General features: G+C 66.6%; 13 protein-coding genes. 5 read left to right on the plus strand and 8 right to left on the minus strand.

Features of this window, described 5'->3' with window-relative positions; translation table 11 throughout:
• The first annotated feature begins 63 nt into the window (after positions 1-63).
• The 5 genes from GD628_RS00155 to GD628_RS00175 all read left to right on the plus strand — a co-directional run bounded on the left by GD628_RS00155 (position 64) and on the right by GD628_RS00175 (position 8439).
• Positions 64-1734, plus strand: a complete 1671-nt coding sequence (locus tag GD628_RS00155) for an ABC transporter substrate-binding protein (RefSeq protein WP_152273488.1) — start codon at positions 64-66, stop codon at positions 1732-1734.
• A gap of 97 nt (positions 1735-1831) precedes the next feature.
• A complete protein-coding gene (locus GD628_RS00160) occupies positions 1832-3328 on the plus strand; it encodes a malate:quinone oxidoreductase (protein ID WP_152273489.1) in 1497 nt (498 codons plus the stop codon).
• A 165-nt stretch (positions 3329-3493) separates the two neighbouring features.
• On the plus strand, positions 3494-6634 hold the full coding sequence (locus GD628_RS00165) for an efflux RND transporter permease subunit (RefSeq protein ID WP_152273490.1): 3141 nt from the start codon (positions 3494-3496) through the stop codon (positions 6632-6634).
• Between the two features lie 187 nt (positions 6635-6821).
• Positions 6822-7934 carry an LLM class flavin-dependent oxidoreductase gene (locus tag GD628_RS00170; protein ID WP_091603609.1) on the plus strand — a complete coding sequence of 371 codons (1113 nt, stop codon included), beginning with the start codon at positions 6822-6824 and terminating at the stop codon, positions 7932-7934.
• 4 nt (positions 7935-7938) lie between these two features.
• Positions 7939-8439 carry a MarR family winged helix-turn-helix transcriptional regulator gene (locus GD628_RS00175; RefSeq protein ID WP_091603606.1) on the plus strand — a complete coding sequence of 167 codons (501 nt, stop codon included), beginning with the start codon at positions 7939-7941 and terminating at the stop codon, positions 8437-8439.
• Between the two features lie 31 nt (positions 8440-8470).
• Here the strand turns inward: GD628_RS00175 and GD628_RS00180 are convergent, their stop codons facing one another.
• The 8 genes from GD628_RS00180 to GD628_RS00215 all read right to left on the minus strand — a co-directional run bounded on the left by GD628_RS00180 (position 8471) and on the right by GD628_RS00215 (position 17842).
• Entirely contained in the window at positions 8471-9979 is a 1509-nt protein-coding gene (locus tag GD628_RS00180; RefSeq protein WP_152273491.1) for an MFS transporter, read from the minus strand.
• On the minus strand, positions 9979-11343 hold the full coding sequence (locus GD628_RS00185; protein ID WP_152273492.1) for a M20/M25/M40 family metallo-hydrolase: 1365 nt from the start codon (positions 11341-11343) through the stop codon (positions 9979-9981). Before GD628_RS00185 ends, GD628_RS00180 begins: the two co-directional genes overlap by 1 nt.
• Before the next feature lie 104 nt (positions 11344-11447).
• Positions 11448-12608, minus strand: a complete 1161-nt coding sequence (locus GD628_RS00190; RefSeq protein ID WP_152273493.1) for a cysteine desulfurase family protein — start codon at positions 12606-12608, stop codon at positions 11448-11450.
• On the minus strand, positions 12605-13528 hold the full coding sequence (gene nadC, locus GD628_RS00195) for a carboxylating nicotinate-nucleotide diphosphorylase (RefSeq protein ID WP_152273494.1): 924 nt from the start codon (positions 13526-13528) through the stop codon (positions 12605-12607). Before nadC ends, GD628_RS00190 begins: the two co-directional genes overlap by 4 nt.
• A 21-nt stretch (positions 13529-13549) precedes the next feature.
• Positions 13550-15205, minus strand: a complete 1656-nt coding sequence (locus GD628_RS00200) for an L-aspartate oxidase (RefSeq protein ID WP_152273495.1) — start codon at positions 15203-15205, stop codon at positions 13550-13552.
• Positions 15202-16506 (minus strand): quinolinate synthase NadA, encoded by a 1305-nt coding sequence (gene nadA / locus GD628_RS00205; RefSeq protein ID WP_152273496.1) that lies wholly within the window; start codon positions 16504-16506, stop codon positions 15202-15204. Before nadA ends, GD628_RS00200 begins: the two co-directional genes overlap by 4 nt.
• Before the next feature lies 1 nt (position 16507).
• Positions 16508-17236, minus strand: coding sequence for an NUDIX hydrolase (locus GD628_RS00210; RefSeq protein WP_152273497.1), 729 nt, complete (start codon positions 17234-17236; stop codon positions 16508-16510).
• Positions 17237-17344: 108 nt separating this feature from the next.
• Positions 17345-17842, minus strand: a complete 498-nt coding sequence (locus tag GD628_RS00215) for an Lrp/AsnC family transcriptional regulator (RefSeq protein ID WP_091603582.1) — start codon at positions 17840-17842, stop codon at positions 17345-17347.
• Positions 17843-18036 lie beyond the last annotated feature (194 nt).

Consider the following 18036-nt stretch of genomic DNA (forward strand, 5'->3'; position numbering starts at 1 on the left):
TTAGACTAAGAAATCCACCGCCCAGGCCGGGATGGTGCCTGCCTCGAGGAGAACCCAGCAGCTGTGACTAAATCCGCCACGCGGCGCTCCGTGATCAAAGCTTCAGCCATTGCCGCCGCCCTTGCCCTGACCGGGTGCACCGCTGCGCGGCCGGAGGAAGAATCCCCGAGCGGATCACCCTCGGCCTCCGCTGCCGGCGTTCCAGCTGCCGCCTTCGCCTTCGCCACTGCTGCGCGGCCGTCCGGGCTCGATCCGTTCCTGGCAGTGGACACTGAGTCCCATCGGGTGACCCGGCAGATCCTGGAGACCCTTGTGGGCGTCGATCCCCTCACCTCGGCGCCGGTTCCCGCACTGGCCGAAGAATGGGACGAGTCCGACGACGGACGGACCTACGATTTCACCCTGCGCCGCGGGGTCACCTTCCACGACGGCACTGAGTTCAATGCGGAGGCGGTGTGCGCGAACTTCGACCGCTGGTACAACCTGCCCTCCGCCGCCCGGGGGCCGGAGGTGCTGATGTTCAGTTCCGTCTTCAAGGGGTTTGCCGACACGCCGGACCTTTCGGCCTTCAAGTCATGTGTTCCCACCGGTGAATTCACGTTCCGGCTGGAACTGACCACCCGCCTGCCGGGCCTCATCCCGGCCCTGGCAGCCCCGGCATTCGCCATCTCCTCCCCGGCGGCCCTTGCCGAGGGAAATGCAGACAAGCTCACTGAGGACCGTAACGGAACGCGGCTTTCGGCCTACGCCCAGCACCCGGTTGGGACCGGCCCGTTTATGTTCTCCAGCTGGGAAGAGGACGAACTTTCACTCGTTTCCTACCCGGGCTACTGGGGAGAGCAGGGGCAGATCAGCAACCTGGTGTTCCGTACGATCACCAGCCCTGAGTCTCGGCTCCGTGCGCTGAAGAACGGCGAGGTGGACGGCTATGACCTGGTGACCGTCTCCGACGTCGGCGAACTGGCCCGTGCGGGCATGCAGATCCTGCAGCGGGATCCCTATTCCATCCTGTACCTGGGCATCAACCAGAACTTCCCCGGACTGGACGAGCCTAAGATGCGCCAGGCCATTGCCCATGCCATCGACAAGCCTGCACTGCTGGAGGGGCTGTTCCTGAACGGCACCAAGTCGGCCAGCCAGTTCCTTCCGGAGAAGCTCGGCCTGCGCTCCGAGAACGTAACCAACTACGGCCACAACCCCGAGCGTGCCAAGGAGCTTCTCGAGGAGGCGGGATACGCCGGCGAGGAACTGCCGTTCTACTACCCCCGCCGCGTCACCCGCGCCTACCTGCCCAACCCGGAGAAGGTCTACGCGGAACTCAGCCGGCAGCTGACGGCGGCAGGCTTCAATATCCGCCCGGTGCCGATGGAATGGTCCGAGGGATACCTGGAAGCAGTCTCCAAGGACGGCAACCGGGCACTGCACCTGTCCGGCCTCTCGGGCAGCTACATGGACGCGGATAACTTCATCGGCACGCTCTTCGGTTCCTACACGGAGGAATTCGGGTACGAGGACGCACAGCTCTTCACCAAGGTCGACCGCGCCCGCACGCTGGGCGACTCCGACGAACGGGCCGAGGCCTACCGCTCAATTTCGGACCGGATTTCAACGCGGGTGCCCGCAGTTCCGCTGGCGTTTCCCATCTCTACTCTCACTGTCTCGCCTCGGGTCTCCCAGTACCCAACGTCGCCGCTGCTCAATGAGGTCTTCAACAACATCCGCCTCACGGACTAGCGTGTATGTTCCGGCCGGGGAACATCCCGGCCGGAATTTTAGTAAGCACCACCGGGAGAGATAGTCTTCTAGGGCTAGCGTCCACGTGACTGGAGATATGAAGTTGAGTGCTGAGAGCCCGGCGGAGAAGTCCGCAAACAGAACTGATGTACTGCTGATCGGCGGCGGCATCATGAGCGCGACCCTCGGGGCGTTCCTGAAGCAGCTGGCACCGGACTGGGACATTTCCCTCTATGAGCGGATGGACCGCGCCGGAACCGAGAGCTCCGATCCCTGGAACAACGCCGGCACCGGCCACGCGGCACTCTGCGAGCTGAACTACAGCCCGGCAGGTCCGGACGGCACCGTTGACCCGGCAAAGGCGATCGGCATCAACGAGCAGTTCCAGGTCTCCCGCCAGTTCTGGTCCCACCTGGTGGAAAAGGGCGATATCTCCAGCGGTTTCATCAACCCGCTGCCCCACATGAGCTTTGTCTGGGGGAACGCGCACGCGGAATACCTGCGTAAGCGCTATGAGTCCCTCAGCGCCCAGCCGCTGTTCAAGACCATGGAGTTTTCCGAGGACCACAGCAAGATTGCCGAGTGGGCTCCCCTGCTGATGCAGGGCCGTGACTCCGGCCAGCGCGTTGCAGCGTCCCGCGTCGCCGGCGGCACCGACGTCGACTTCGGTGCCCTCACCCGCGAACTCGTGAACTTCCTCGGTGCCAACGGCGCCGACCTCAACTTCGGCCACGAGGTCACCAACCTCACCCGCAACTCGGGCGGCGGCTGGGACGTGACGGTCCGCAACCGCGCCACCAAGGCTTCCAAGACGGTCTCGGCGCGCTTCGTCTTCATCGGCGGAGGCGGCGGTGCCCTGCACCTGCTGCAGCGCTCCGGCATCCCCGAAGGCAAGGGCTTTGGCGGCTTCCCCGTCTCCGGCCAGTTCCTGCGCTCCACTGACGAGTCGATCATTTCCGCCCACAACGCCAAGGTCTACGGCCAGGCATCGGTCGGTGCACCGCCCATGTCCGTCCCGCACCTCGACACCCGGTTCGTGGACGGAAAGAAGTCCCTGCTCTTCGGCCCGTACGGCGGTTTCTCCCCCAAGTTCCTCAAGAACGGTTCCCTGACCGACCTGCCGTTCTCCGTGCGCCCGCACAACCTGGTGCCGATGCTGGCCGTGGCCAAGGACAACATGTCCCTGGTGAAGTACCTCGTCACCGAGGTCCTGAAGTCCCGCGAAGGCAAGACCAAGGCGCTGCGCGAGTTCTACCCGGAGGCCGTTACCGAGGGCTGGGACCTCATCACGGCCGGCCAGCGGGTCCAGGTCATCAAGAAGGATCCGAAGAGCGGAGGCGTGCTGCAGTTCGGCACCGAGCTCATCACTTCCGCGGACGGCACCGTGGGCGCACTGCTCGGTGCCTCCCCGGGAGCTTCCACTGCCCCGCCCATCATGATCAACCTGATGAAGCGCTGCTTCCCGGCGGAGTTCCCGGGCTGGGAAGCCAAGATCAAGGAAATGATCCCCGGCTACGGCGTCAAGCTCAACGAGAATGAGTCCCTGGCAGATGAGATCATCGCCGAAACCAACCGTGTGCTGAAGCTGGCGTAGGAGCCGCAGCACTCCCTCGGTGTCCCGGACTGCAGCTGCAGTCCGGGACACCTGTGTTTAAGGCCGGCCCGGGGATTCGCCTGCCCCCTCCAGCACCGGTGCAGGCGGACGGGAGGACGTATACGCGCACGTATGATGAATCCGTCTACGAATAAAGGCAGGTTCATGGATCGTCTGGCCAAACTCTCGCTCGCCAACCGGGCGCTGATTGCCCTCATCACAGTCTTTGTAGCGGTCTTCGGCGTGATCTCGCTGAATTCCCTCAAGCAGGAGCTCATTCCCGCGCTGGAGTTCCCCCAGATCACCGTCATTACCGCTCTGCCGGGCGCTTCGCCCGAAGTTGTGGATGCACAGATCAGCGAGCCGCTCGAGGCCGCCCTCACCGCAGTCGAAGGACTGGAGTCATCCTCCGCGACGTCGCGGTCTTCAATCTCCGCCATCAACCTCACGTTTGCCTACGGTACGGACCTTGACCGTGCCCGCGGCCAGGTTGACCGTGCCATCTCCAACGCGCGCCAGTCGCTCCCGGATGACGTCAACCCGCAGTCCCTGGCGGGAAGCATCAGTGACTTCCCCATCGTCTACCTGGCCGTCTCCAGCGACACATCCCTTAGCGAGCTGAACTCCGAGCTGCAGCGGCTGACGGTTCCCCGGCTGCAGAAGATCGAGGGCGTCCGTACCGCCGAAGTGACCGGCGGATCCCAGCGGCACGTCGCGATTACCCCGGACCAGGCGGCCCTCGCGGCGCTGGGGGCATCGCCGTCGTCCATTGCCTCGGCGCTGGAGAACAGCGGCGCGCTGATCCCCGCCGGCACGGTCCAGGAGGAAAGCCGTTCGCTCTCCATCCAGGTGGGCAGCCCGCTGGATTCGCTCGAGAAGATTTCGGCGCTGCCCATCGAGGCGGAGGGCACGTCGCCGGGCGCCGCCCCGCCAACAATCGGCGACGTCGCCACGGTTGAAATCACCGACGACGAGCAGACCTCCATCACGCGCACCAACGGCGAAGCCACTCTGGCGATCTCCATCACCAAGACCCCGGCCGGAGATACCGTGGGCATCTCCCACGAGGTCCTGGACCTCATCCCCTCGCTGCAGGATGAGCTGGGCAACGGCGCGAAGTTCACCGTGATCTTCGACCAGGCCCCGTTCATTGAAAAGTCGATCTCCGACCTCACCACTGAAGGCCTGCTGGGCCTGGGCTTCGCCGTCCTGGTGATCCTTGTGTTCCTGCTCTCGGTCCGTTCCACGCTGGTGACGGCCATTTCGATTCCGCTGTCCCTGCTGGTGACCTTCATTGGCCTGCTGGCGTTCGGCTACTCGCTGAACATCCTGACCCTGGGAGCGCTGACCATCGCGATCGGCCGGGTGGTGGATGACTCGATTGTGGTCATCGAGAACATCAAGCGGCATCTTGGCTACGGCGAAGAGAAGCGCACCGCCATCCTCACGGCCATCCGCGAAGTTGCCGGAGCCGTTACCGCCTCCACGCTGACCACGGTCGCCGTTTTCGCTCCCATTGTGTTTGTGGGCGGACTGGCGGGAGAACTGTTCCGCCCGTTTGCCGTCACCACCTCCCTGGCTCTGCTGGCCTCGCTTCTGGTGTCACTGACGATTGTTCCGGTGCTGGCCTACTGGTTCCTGAAGTCCTCCAAGCCGGTCCGCGATCCGGAGGCACACCGGGCCGAAGTCGAAGCACGGGAGCAGAAGACCTTCCTGCAGCGCGGCTACCTTCCCGTCCTCCGCGGCACGCAGCGCCACCCCGTCTACACCCTCCTCGCCGGCGTCGTGATCCTCATCGGCACGGCCGCACTCACCCCGCTCCTGCAGACCAACCTGCTGGGCGACACCGGCCAGAACACGTTCAGCGTGCGCCAGGAACTTCCGGCCGGCAGTTCGCTCCAGACCACGTCCGCTGCAGCCGAATCGGTGGAGGAAGTGCTCTCCGGCACCGAAGGCATCAAGGACGTCCAGGTCACCATGGGAACCTCGACGTCGGGAATCGCCGCGTTCACTGCCGGCGGCGCCTCGGTGGCCAACTTCACGGTCATCACCGAGCAGGACGTGGACCAGGTTGAGCTGCGTGAGACAGTCCGACGGGAGCTGGAAGAGCTGGGCGAGGAAGCCGGCGAGGTTTCCCTTGGTACCCAGGGCGGCGGCTTCGGCACGTCCAACACCGTGGACATCGAGGTTTCCGCCGGGGACCCCGCTGAACTCCAGCCCGCATCGGATGCCCTGGTGGCGGCCATGTCCGCCCTGCCGGGAGTAGCCGAGGCCACGTCCAACCTGTCCAGCGCCGAACCGGTGGTCCAGGTCACGATCGACCGCGCCAAGGCCGTAGCGGCCGGGTTGGACGAGCAGCAGGTGGCCGGCATCCTGGCCTCCACGCTGAGCCCGCTTCCAGGCGGTACCGTCCAGCTCGGTACGGAGGACCTCCCGGTGCTTATCGGTGAGGGAACCGAGGTAACCACCCTCGACCAGCTCTCCGGGATTGTGGTGCCGACAGCCGGCGGGCCCGTACCGCTGAGTGACCTGGCCGTCGTCGAAGAAGTACAGGTACCGACGTCGGTCTCCTCCTCGGGAGGGGAACGCACGGCAATTGTTTCGGTTACTCCGTCCGGTGAGGACCTTGGCGGGGCAATCGCCGAGGTCCAGGCCGAGCTGGCCAACGTGGATCTGCCCACCTCGGTGACCGCGACGCTCAGCGGCGCTGCCACCCAGCAGAATGAGTCCTTCACCCAGCTGGGCCTGGCGCTGCTCGCGGCTATCGCGATCGTCTACGTGATCATGGTTGCTACCTTCAAGTCCCTTATCCAGCCGCTGATCCTGCTGGTCTCAGTGCCCTTTGCAGCTACCGGCGCGATCATTGCCCTCCTCATTGCGAACGTGCCGCTGGGCCTGCCCTCCCTGGTGGGCCTGCTCATGCTGGTGGGGATCGTGGTGACCAACGCTATTGTGCTGATGGACCTCATCAACCAGTACCGCAGGCCACAGGGGCGCGAAGCCGGCATGAACGTGCGGGAGGCGATCGTCCGCGGGGCCCGGCAGCGCCTGCGTCCCATCCTCATGACGGCGCTGGCCACCATCCTGGCGCTGACGCCGATGGCACTGGGCGTCACGGGCGAAGGCGGATTCATTTCCCGGCCGCTGGCGATCGTCGTCATTGGAGGCCTGATCTCCTCCACGACGCTCACCCTGGTCCTGGTGCCCGTCCTCTACCAGCTGGTTGAAGGACCCCGGGAACGCCGGGCCAGGGCACGGGAAGAGCGGGCCGAACGTGAGCGCCTCGAGGCAGAAGCTGCCGGCTGACCCTTAGCCTTGGAACCGACGGCAGTGCCGGACCCCTGCGGGTACCGGCACTGCCGGGTTTAACGGACCGGAACCGGGGGGAATGAAATTCGGGGGCTACCTGTTGTAGACTCACAGTAGATGCAAATGCATCTACCTTCCCCGGGCGGCAGCTGCCGCCGGGAAAGCGCTGCAACAGGAGGACACCATGCAGATCGGCGTATTCAGCGTCAGCGACATCACCCGCGACCCGGTTACCGGCCGGATGCCCACGGAAGGCGAGCGCATCAAGGCCGCGGTTGCCATCGCCCGCAAGGTCGAAGAGATCGGCATGGATGTCTACGCCACCGGCGAGCACCACAACCCGCCGTTCTACGCCTCCTCCCCCACTACGCTGCTTGGCTACATCGCCGCCCAGACCGAGAGGATCATCCTCTCCACCGCCACCACGCTGATCACCACGAATGATCCGGTGAAGATCGCCGAGGACTTCGCGATGCTGCAGCATCTCTCCGACGGCCGCACCGACCTGGTTCTGGGCAGGGGCAACACGGCCCCCGTGTACCCCTGGTTCGGCAAGAGCCCGCAGGATTCAGTGGACCTCACGGTGGAGAATTACAACCTGCTCCGCCAGCTATGGGACAAGGAAACCGTTAACTGGCAGGGCAAGTTCCGCACCCCGCTGCAGAACTTCACCTCCACTCCCCGGCCGCTCGACGGCGTCGCACCCTTCGTCTGGCACGGTTCAATCCGTACGCCCCAGGTCGCTGAAATTGCCGCCTACTTCGGCGACGGCTTCTTCGCCAACAACATCTTCTGGCCGAAGGAGCACTACATGCAGCTGATCGGCCTGTACCGCGAGCGCTACGAGCACTATGGCCACGGTTCAGCCGACCAGGCGATCGTGGGGCTTGGCGGACAATTCTTCATGCGGAAGAACTCCCAGGACGCAGTGAACGAATTCCGCCCGTACTTCGACAACGCCCCCGTATACGGCCACGGCCCCTCGATGGAGGACTTCACGGCACAGACCCCGCTGACGGTGGGAAGCCCGCAGGAGGTCCTGGAGAAGACGCTCACCTTCCAGGAGTACTTCGGGGACTACCAGCGCCAGCTCTTCCTCATTGACCACGCCGGCCTGCCGCTGAAGACCGTGCTGGAACAGCTGGATCTCTTCGGCGAGTACGTGCTGCCCGAGCTTCGCCGGGAACTTGACTCCCGCCGTCCGGCGCACGTGCCGGACGGACCCACCCACGCCGGACGAGTGGCGGCTCGCGAGGACTCGGTGTCCGCTTCCACCCCGGTAACTTCAGTAGGCTAAAGGCATGAGTTCCGAGACCATCCACGCAACCACCGTCAAAGAAACCGCCGAGGCGTGGGAATCGCTGTTCCGGGCACAGGTGGGCGTCATGCGCCGGCTGCAGCGCGACCCGGAGTTCAAGGAACTCACCATGCGCGAGTATGACGTGCTCTTCAACCTGAGCCGCTGCCCCACCGGCTGGACCCGCCTCAATGAGCTCAACGAGCATCTGCTGATCAGTCAGCCCAGCCTCTCCCGGATGGTGGAGCGGCTGGAGAACAAGGGACTGGTCCAGCGCCGGCCTGCCCGGAAGGACCAGCGGGGTGTTGAGCTGTCCCTGACGGAAGAAGGCCGGGCGGTGCAGAAGCGCCTGGGCCGGATCCATGTCCGGGGTATCCACGACCTCCTGGCTCCGGCGCTGACGGGCCAGGAACTGGCTCAGGTCAAGGAACTCATGGACAAGCTCCTGGCCGGCTTGAACTCCGAGGGGCCGGTCAGCGCCGACGGGCGGCAGGCAGGGGCCTAGGCCTCCGCCTGTCCAGGGGGCTGTGGCCCGGCTACCTGGCTGCCGTGTCCCCGGCCCCGGCGCCGCTGTTCCCGGCCCCGGCGCCGCTGTTCCCGGCAATCCCGCTTTCCGGAAGAATCGGCGGATCAGCAAAGGCCAGCCGGGGAACCAGCAGCAGCGCGGCCGCAGCGGCGAACGCCGTCACGGAGCAGACCGCCCACACCGTGAGATAACCGGACAAGGGTGCCGCCGTCGCAGCGCCGGCCACTGTGCCTAGTGACTCACCGGCCGCGCTGAGCAGCGCAATCCCAAACACCGCCGAGGCAAAGGACCCGCCAATCGTCTTGGTGGTGTTGGTGAGCCCCGTTGCCATACCGGTCCGGTTCAGCGGTGCAGCCGCGGCGGCAGCGGAAGGCAGCGCTGCCACCAGCGCGCCCGAGCCCAGGCCCGCAATCACCATGTTGGTCAGTGTCTGGGCCAGGGAATCGTGGAACGGCAGGAACAGTCCGTACCCAATGCCAACCACTGCTGCCGCCCCGGACAGGGTTATCCGTGGAGTGCTCAGCTTCGCGGCCAGCGGGAACAGCAGCGCACCCGCCAGCACGGACAGGACGTACGCTCCAATGATCAGCGACACGGATCCGGCTTCCAGCCCCAGCCCGTAGCCGTGCACGTCCCGGTCTGTCCGGGCGAAAGTCGACATGGGCGCCTGGGCGCCCAGCACGGAGATGCCGAACAGGCCGGCGGTCAGCTGGACGGGCCACATGGTGGGCGCACACAGCATGCGGATGTCCACCAGCGGCTCGTCGAGGCGGAGCTGGTAGCGCACGAACGGAATGAACGCCGCAAGGCCGGCAGCCAGCACGGCCCAGACCCACCACGTTCCGGGACCGTTGATGCGCAGGAACGTGAGCCCGGAAGTGAGCAGCAGCAGCCCAACAGCCAGCAGAGCGAAGCCCCGCACGTCCAGGGCGCCGCTGGCTTTCAGTCCTGACTCGGGTACGCCGAACCAGATAGCGAGGATGCAGAGGGTGGCCGCTGCGGCAGGAACCATCAGGGTAAGCCGCAGGTCGCCTCCGAAGACGTCCACCAGTGCACCGGCGGCGAGCGCCCCGGCGATGACGCCGAACTGCAGCCCGCCCACCAGCACTCCGGCTGCCTTACGGGTTACCGCCGCCCGGTTAGGCGCCGACGCCGCCCGCGCGAAAATGAGCGCGACTTCCAGCGGCAGCCACACCACGTAGAACCCCTGCAGGGACCACGCCACGAGGAAGGTCCAGAAGTCCGGTGCGAAGGCTACGCCCCAGGAGGCTGCCGCCGTCAGCACGGTGGAAACCAGCAGGATGCGTTTATGTCCGTACATGTCCCCCAGCCGTGCCAGGACAGGCACGGCCAGGGCACTAAACATCAGCTGCGCCGCCTCGAACCAGTTGACGTCGCCGTCGGCAATCCCGAGGTTGCGGGCAATGTCGGTGAGGATCGGAGTGTAGTACCCCTGCAGGATTCCGCTGGTGATCTCGACAAGCACCAGGAAGAACACAATGGGACCGAGGGCGCGCATCAGGGCACCAGCCCCTGGAGCAGGCGCCGGTAGAACGTAATACCCTCACCGAACGTCTGGATGGAAAGCTTCTCGTTATCCGCATGGATGGATGCTCTCGCCGCCTTGTCCATGCGGAACGGTGCAAAGCGGTAGACCGCGTCGCTGATCGCAGTGAAACGGCGTGCGTCTGTTCCGCCGAGCATGATGTAGGGCGCGGCGATGGCATCCGGGAACACCTCGCGGACCGCCTCCTCCAGCGCGGCGAACTGCGCGTTCGACGTCGAGGAGACCGGGGACGGTTCGCTGCCTTCCACCACCCGCAGCGAGACTCTACGGTCCCGCACCGTACGCCGCATCCGTGCCAGCACGGAGTCGATGCTCTCTCCCGGTGCGATCCGGACGTTCGCGTTGGCGGTAGCCCGCGTGGGCAGGACGTTGGCGGCCTTTGAACCAGCCAGCTGTGTGAGGGCCACGGTGGTGCGGGCCAGGGCATTGGGCTCTCCGCCCAGGGCACCGAAAACCCGGGTCAGCGGACGCCGCAGGGCACCGGCACGGGCAAACAGTGCCGCCGGCAGCGGGGATGCCCCGGCCGCCAGCCGCCCCAGCATTTCGATGGTGACGGGGTGCAGGGAGGCGGGAAAAGGCCTGCGGTCCAGGCGTACGACGGCGCGTGCCAGCCGGGCAGCGGCCCCGAGACGGTTGGGCGTGGACGCATGGCCTCCCGGGTCATCGACCGAGAGTTCAACATCGAGGATGCCCTTTTCGGAGACGCCGATGACGGCGACCGGCGCTTTGACGAACGGGAAGGCCTGGCCGGCGACGGCCCCGCCCTCATCGAGTACCAGCCACGGGCGCACGCCGCGGTCCTGCAGGAGCGCTGCGGCCCGGGCTGCGGTGTCACCGGCGGTCTCCTCGTTGTCCCCGAAGGACAGCCAAACGGTACGGGCAGGGGTGAACCCTTCCTCAAGCAGGGTCTCGACGGCTTCCAGGATCGCCGCCAGCGACCCCTTGTCATCGAGTGCCCCGCGGCCGTGGATGCATCCGTCAGCCAGGACACCGGCAAAGGGCGGGTGCTCCCAGGTCGAATCGTCCTGGACCGGCACCACGTCGTAGTGCGCCATCAGCACCACCGGATCGAGTGTCTCTTCCCTGCCGGGCCAGCGGAACAGGAGTCCGCCGCCGACTTCCTCGCGGGTCAGATGCTCGTGGACCAGCGGGAAGAGGACGGTGAGTTCGCCGCGGAACCGGGCGAACTCGGCTTCGTCCACTTCCTCCGGTATGCGGGACGAAACCGTGCGGCAGGCGATGAGCCGGGACAGCTTGGGAGCCGCGGCTTCTCCCCTGTCCGCTGGCCGCAGTCCGGCCGGGGATGTGATGTGCATTACTGCAGTGTAGGACTGCGGTGTTACCGGCAGGTTTTGCGACGCAATGCTACGTGCCGCCGTTTCGGCGGCAGCGAATCAGGGCAGGTGATCGGGTGCTGCGCCTAGCTGCGGGTCCCGGCTGGACCCGCCAGCCTCCGAACCCGTTCCACGGCGCCGCTGAGGGCCCGAGCGGCCAGTGCAACCTCGCTCTCCCGAACCGACGGCGGGAAACTGAGGCGGACCGCAGTCTGCGCGGTTTCCCTGTCCATCCCCATGGCGGTCAGCACTGCGGAGGGCTCATCCGAACCTGCCGCGCACGCGGAGCCGGAGGAACAGAGCACCCCTGCCCGCTCAGCTTCCAGCAGGACAGACTCGCCGCTGGTTCCGGGGAAGCAGAAGGAAGCATGCCCGGGCAGCCTGTCCGTCCGGTGACCGGTCAGCAGGGCTCCGGGCACTGAGTCCAGGACCGTCTCAATGAGGTAGTCGCGCAGTTTTGCGGCACGGGGTGCGGCTGCCTGGCGTTCCTGGTCTGCGAGCTTCAGGGCCGTAGCCATGGCAACCGCACCGGCAACGTTCTCGGTCCCTGACCGGCGGCCGCGTTCCTGGCCGCCGCCGTGAAGCAGCGGTTCAAGGGGCAGGACACCGCGGACGTACAGCAGGCCGCAGCCCTTGGGTGCGCCAAGCTTGTGGCCGGAAATGCTCATCGCGTCGATTCCCGTACCGGTTACGGAGACCGGCAGCCAGCCGGCGGCCTGCACTGCGTCCGTGTGGAACGGTATGCCGCGGGCCCGGCACGCGGCGGCGATCTCCGCGACCGGCTGGAGTGTTCCCACCTCGTTGTTGGCCGTCATGATGGTGCACAGGGTGGTGTCATGTGTCAGCGCCGCTTCCACCGCAGCCGCGTCCACCCGTCCCGTTCCGTCTACCGGGACCAGGGTGATGCGGAAGCCATGGAAGCGCTGCAGGTAGGCCAGGGACTCCAGCACGGCCGGATGCTCGACGGCGCTGGAGACAATGTGCCGTCCCTGCGGCGAGGCCAGTGCCAGGCCCTTGATGGCGAGGTTGTCCGCCTCGGTGCCGCCGGATGTGAAGACAATATCTCCTGGCCGGACGCCGAGCACGTCCGCAGCGGTGCGCCGGGCATAGTCCAGGGCGCGGGCCGCCGTCTCACCCGCCGAATGTGTGCTGGAGGGGTTGCCGAAATCGCTGGTGTACAGGGGCGCCAGCGCCGCCAGCACTTCGGGCCGGACCGGTGTGGTGGCTGCGGCGTCGAAGTAGATCATGCGCGGATGTCCAGGCCCAGGTCCAGCGCACGGACACTGTGGGTCAGGGCGCCGGCGGAGATGATGTCCACGCCCGTGGCCGCAATCGCGGCCACGGTGTCCAGCCGGACGTTGCCGCTGGCCTCGGCCAGCGCCCGTCCGTCGATGGCCTCCACCCCGCGGCGCAGGTCTTCGATGCTGAAGTTATCCAGCAGTACCGTGTCCGCTCCGCCGGCCAGCACAGCTTCGATCTGTTCCAGGGAATCCACTTCCACCTCGAAATGCACGGTGTGGGAGAGCCCGTCCTTGGCCTGGCGGAGTGCGGATGCCAGGTCTCCACCGGATGCGGCCAGGACGGCCAGGTGGTTGTCCTTTGCCATGACTGCGTCGGACAGCGAATAGCGGTGGTTAAACCCGCCTCCGCAGCGCACTGCGTAGCGTTCGAGCGCCCGCAGCCCCGGGGTTGTCTTGCGGGTGTCGGCGATGCGCGCGCCGGTGCCTTCGGTTTCGGCAACGAAGCGGGCCGTCAGGGTGGCGATCCCGGAGAGCCGCTGGGCAAGGTTCAGGGCCACCCGTTCGGCGGCGAGGATGGTCCTGGCCGGCCCGCTGATTTCGGCGAGGATTCCTCCGGCATCGAACCGCTCGCCGTCACGGACCAGGCTGATCACTGCCGCGCCGGGGCCGGCGAGCCGAAACGCGGCCTCGATGACCTGCGTGCCGCAGAAGATGCCCTCTTCCCTGGCGGTCAGGAAGGCGGTGGCGTCGGCGTCCTCGGGGATCAGGGCAAGCGACGTGAGGTCTCCCCACGGTGCATCCTCTGCGAGCGCAGCCGCGACCACGTGGTCAACCGCGGGGCCGGGAACGGGCAGCGGTGACGCCCCGGCGTTTGGCGGCAGCGGTTTGGGCGAGGGGGTTTCAGTCGGCGGCAGGGTATTCGTCATCTGGGTATTTCCGTTCTTGGGTCAGGCAAATTCCGGGAGCGGGACGGTGCCCGGGCGATGGATGGCAGGTGCAGCCGGTGTTCCGGGCACCCCCTGCGGAGCGTCGGTGCGGAAATGCGCGCCGATCGATACACTCCTGCGCAGCGCGGCTCCAACGACCAGCCGGGCGCAGGTGAGCAGGTTGGCATCTTCGAGGGCCCTGATGTGTCCTTCCCTGCCGGAAAGAACCGGCAGGGCGCCGTCGAGCACGCCTGCTGCCTCGCGCAGTCCGGCCGCACTGCGCAGCACCCCGGCTTTCTCCCACATCAGGGACTGCAGGGCGGTGCGCCCGAACGGCTGCGCTCCGGACGGGGCTTCCAGCGCGTGCTGGGAGGACGGGGAGGACGCCGTCCCGGAACAGGGAGTGCCGGCGGCCTCCGGGACTCGCCGGATTCCCGCCCACAGCCCCGCGGGTGTCCCGGCGTCCCACGCCCGTCCGGCATCCGGCGCAGTGCAGGCCGCAGCAGCTCTGGCTCCAAAGACCAGGCCTTCCAGCAGGGAGTTCGAGGCAAGCCGGTTGGCTCCGTGGACTCCGGTACAGGCAGCCTCTCCCGCCGCGTAGAGCCCTGGAACGGAGGTCCGGCCGGACAGGTCCGTGGCAACGCCGCCCATCCAGTAGTGTGCTGCCGGCACTACCGGCAGCAGTTCGCGTTCCCAGTCGAATCCGTGTGCGGCGGTGACCTCGGCCAGGCCCGGGAATCGGCTGGCCAGGAATCCGGGCCCCCGGCGCCGGGCAACCCCGGTGGCATCCAGCCAGACGGTGTCCTCCCCCGTGTCCTCCCCCGCGCCCGCCAGGTGACGGACGATCGAACGGGAGACAACGTCGCGTGGCGCCAGCTCGGCGTCGCGGTGGTAGCCGGTCATGAACCTGCCGCCCCGGCTGTCGCGGAGCACCGCGCCCTCACCGCGGACCGCTTCGGAAATCAGCGGGGTGCCGGGTACGGCGAGCGCGGTGGGATGGAACTGGAAGAACTCCTCGTCCCTCGTTTCCGCCCCCGCCCGCCGGGCCAGGGCAATGCCGTCTCCTGTGGAGCCGGCAGGGTTGGTGGTGTGCCGGTAGAGTTCGCCTGCTCCGCCCGTTGCCAGGACAACGGCGTCCACGGCGAGCCGCTGCCCGCGCCCCTCTGTCAGGACCTCCAGCCCGGAGACACTGCCGCCGGTGAGAACCACGCGAACGGCGAACGCGTTCTCCAGGACCGTAATCCGGGGATGCGGGCGCACAGCCGCCATGAGTGCCGCGGCGATGCCCGCACCGGTGGCGTCCCCGCCAATGTGCAGGATCCGCCGGGCCGTATGGGCGGCTTCCCGGGCAAGCGCCGGTGACCCGTCGGGATTGGCATCGAAGGTAGTGCCGAGCTTTTGCAGGCGCCGGATGTGGGCTCCGGCTTCCCGGCAGAGCACTGTGGCAGCGGCACGATTTCCTGTCCAGGCGCCCGCCGACAGGGTGTCCTCGCAGTGGGAGGCCGGCGTGTCCCCGCTGGAGGACTCCATGACAGCGGCGATTCCTCCCTGTGCGTGCCAGGTGCTGCTGTGCTGCAGCGCGGACTTGGACACCAGCAGCACCGGGGTGTGCTGCTCCGCTGCGCAGAGCGCCGCGTACAGGCCGGCGATCCCGCTGCCAACGACGGCGATGCTCAAGGCCGGACCGCCAGCATCCGTTCCAGGGCCGTGCGGGCGGCGGCCGCTGCCGCGTCCGGCACGGCGATCCGGTTGCGGACCTCTCCGGTCATGAGTCCCTCAAGCACCCAGGCGAGGTAGCCGGGATGGATGCGGTACATGGTGGAGCATGGGCAGATGACCGGGTCGAGGCAGAAGATGGTGTGTTCCGGATGCTGTGCAGCCAGCCGGTTCACCATGTTGATTTCGGTACCTATAGCGAAGGTGCTTCCGGCGGGCGCCGCGGCTATGGCTTTCTGGATGTAGTCCGTGGAGCCGGATTCGTCAGCGGCATCCACGACGGGCATGGGGCATTCGGGATGCACAATCACCCGGACACCGGGGTGGTCGGCCCTGGCCTGGTCTATCTGGCCCACTGTGAAGCGCTTGTGCACGGAGCAGAACCCGTTCCAGAGCAGGACCTTCGCCTGCAGCAGGCGTTCCGGAGTGTTTCCGCCCAGCGGGAGGCGCGGATTCCACAGGGGCATGGCTTCCAGCGGAATACCCATGGCCTTGGCGGTATTGCGGCCCAGGTGCTGGTCCGGGAAGAAGAGGACCCGCTGGCCCCGTTCGAATGCCCATTCCAGCACGGACGCGGCGTTGGAGGATGTGCAGACAATGCCGCCGTTTTCTCCGCAGAAGGCTTTCAGTGCGGCTGAGGAGTTCATGTAGGTCACCGGGATGACCGGCTGCTTCCCGCCGCTTTCCGGTGCCCTCCCGTACAGCATGGTGAGCTGCTCCCAGCATTCGGCGACCGAATCGGCGTCGGCCATATCTGCCATGGAACAACCTGCGGCAAGGTTCGGCAGCACCACCGCCTGGTCCGGACCGGAGAGCAGGTCCGCTGTTTCCGCCATGAAGTGGACGCCGCAGAACACGATAGCTTCGGCCTCCGGACGGCCCCTGGCTGCGCGGGCCAGCTGGAAGGAGTCCCCCACAAAGTCTGCATGCCGCACCACCTCGTCCCGCTGGTAGAAGTGCCCGAGTATCACCACACGGCTGCCCAGTGCGGCCTTGGCACGAAGGATCCGCTCGTCTAGCTCTGCCGCGCCCGCCTCGCGGTACTCGGCCGGAAGTTCCCCTTGGCGCGGTGTTCCGGCGGGGACCGGATCCGCGAGGGACGCGCCGGGCCCGTATCCAGGGACCGTGTCGAAGGACCAGGGGTCGGCGGCAAGGCCGGGGGTGCAGGTGGCGGCGGCACGTGCCTGGGCCTGGGCGGGTCCGGAAAGCAGGGCGATCCTCGTGGCTACGCTGCCGCCGGGGACCGGAATCGTTTCAGTCATGTCAGTGCTCCATTGCTTCTGGTCTTTGGCTGGGAAAGGACTCGTCCCGGGGATCCGGGCCGGTGTAGCGGTACAGCCGCGGCGGCCGGTGCCGTCCGCCCTGGAGGTAGTGCTCAGTGGGTTCAATGTGCACCGATGCCTGCAGCTGGCGGCGGAAGTTCGCTGGGTCCAGTTCGCGTCCCAGCACGGCTTCATAGACCTCACGGACCTGTGCAAGGGTGAAGGTGGAGCCGAGGAACGCATAGGCCACGGTGCCGTACTCGAGTTTGTTGCGCAGGCGCCAGAGTGCGTACTCCACAATCTGGTTGTGGTCGAAGGCCAGCGTCCCCACCTTGTCGGCCCGGAACCAGGCAACGTTTTCGTCCTGCCTGGCCAATGCGGCCTCGTCCGGCTGGACCAGCGCCCAGTAGACGATTGAAACCACCCGGGGGGACGGTGACCGGTCCGGCCCGCCGAAGGCGTAGAGCTGTTCAAGGTACCGCGGCGTCAGTGCCGTAGTTTCCCGCAGGTTCCGGGCCGCTGCGTCCTGAAGGGATTCGCTGGGCCGCAGCGGGCCGCCGGGCAGCGCCCACAGATCCAGGTAGGGCTGCCTGATGCGGCGGACCAATGGCAGCCACACCGTCAGGGTCCCGGTATCCGGGTCCGGGCGCAGCGCGAAAATAACCGTTGAAATGGCCAGCGACGGTGGTTCCTGTTCCCGTTCCGAAACATTGGCGTATCTGGGGCTCATTCCTGTCTGCCTTCCTGGCTGAGGACCGGAGGCCGCAGCGTGAAATAGTAAGAGTCATGCTGACTCTAACTCAGGGGACAGTAAAACGGGGTCTTTGCGAGGGGTAGATTACGCGCTCTTCCCGGGCTCGGCGGTGTCCGATCCCGCCGCTGCATGGAGCAGCGGCAGCATCCGGCCTTCGAAGTGGGTATTGAGGACAATCACGGAGGATGACCTCAGAACGGCGCCGGTAGCAACCATTGAGTCAATGACACGCTGCAGGTCGGAGTTGGACCGGGCAGCCACCCGGGCGATGAGGTCACTCTCCCCGGAGACTGTGTGGGCTTCCTGGATTTCAGGGATCTCTGCGAGCGCCGCGACGACGGCGTCATGCCCCATATCCTGCCGGATGGTCAGCGAGCAGTATGCCGTGACAACGTAGCCGAGGGCCGCGGGGTCGAGCCGGGGCCCCCACCCCGCTATGACGCCGCTGCGCTGCATCCGATCCAGTCTTGCCTGCACCGTAGCGCGGGCAACCTTGAGGGTCCGTGAGGCTTCCAGGACCGACATCCGCGGATCGTCGGTAAAGAGGGACACAATGCGGGCGTCGAGCTGATCTGTTGCCATGGCGGCCTTTCCCTGCAGGAGATCCGGGCTAATCCGGACATCCGCCCGGGACAGGGCGCACTGTGCCACCCCTGAGGGAACTTTAGCGGCACGGGAGGAAGTATCGCACCGCGCCACGCACACATAAGTGCAGACCAGGGACGGGGACAGACATTTGAGTCTAGAAATGGATTAGAACCACGAACCCAAAAAAG

Source organism: Arthrobacter koreensis, assembly GCF_009193255.1.
Classification (GTDB): domain Bacteria; phylum Actinomycetota; class Actinomycetes; order Actinomycetales; family Micrococcaceae; genus Arthrobacter_B; species Arthrobacter_B koreensis.